Below are 767 nucleotides of genomic sequence, written 5' to 3' on the forward strand. Positions count from 1 at the left end.
GGTTGTGTTGCAAAGTTTGAAAAAAGCATAAACGAGTGGATAAATAAGGGAAACTATTTATGCAGTGGCCATTAATTGTTGTAATTCATTGTACACTGAGAAGGCGAAATCTGTTTGAAGATTTCGCCTTTGTTTATATATAGCCTGAATCGTTTCGATTCCTTTGATGGTACGAGAAGCATGACGAAGAGTTTGAAATCCAGCTGATTTTACAAACCGGCGTTTGACATGTCGATGATCTTGTTCAATGAGATTATTACGATGTTTAATGGTACAGTGTTTGGTATGTGTATAATAATCGGCTTTCTGTAATTTTTTGAATGCACAAAGTAAAGCCGGGGCCTTGTCTGTCGTAAGAACCGATGGTTCTCCAAAATGTTTTACCAGTCTTTTCATAAAGGCATAAGCAGCTTGATGATTACGTGTTTTTCGAAGTTGAAAGTCCAGTGTATGTCCATCACTATCAATGGCACGATATAAGTAACACCATTCTCCTTTGATTTTGATATACGTCTCATCCAAATGCCAAGCATGGAGTGCCGATTTGTTTTTCTTCTTCCACATTTGATAGATTAGATTTCCATATTCATGAACCCAACGCATGATAGTTGTTGGATGAACTGACACACCACGTTCCTTGAGGATCTCAGATACATCACGATAGCTTAAAGAAAAACGACAGTAATAGCCAACGGCTACTAAAATAATGTCTTTTTTGAACTGTTTTCCTTTAAAATATCTCATGTATCATTCTCCTCAACACATTT

The 767-nt window shown here is 36.8% G+C and carries 1 protein-coding gene; it reads right to left on the reverse strand.

The window, feature by feature from the left end:
* Positions 1-57 precede the first annotated feature (57 nt).
* On the reverse strand, positions 58-744 hold the full coding sequence (locus MR155_RS31240; protein ID WP_242312118.1) for an IS6 family transposase: 687 nt from the start codon (positions 742-744) through the stop codon (positions 58-60).
* Positions 745-767: the final 23 nt, after the last annotated feature.

The sequence above is a fragment of the Bacillus cereus group sp. BfR-BA-01331 genome (assembly GCF_022663915.1).
In the GTDB taxonomy this organism is placed as follows: Bacteria; Bacillota; Bacilli; order Bacillales; family Bacillaceae_G; genus Bacillus_A; species Bacillus_A mycoides.

Coding starts and splice junctions, on each gene's coding strand:
- MR155_RS31240 (WP_242312118.1), bottom strand. CDS start 744: ATGAGATATTTTAAAGGAAAACAGTTCAAAAAAGACATTATTTTAGTA.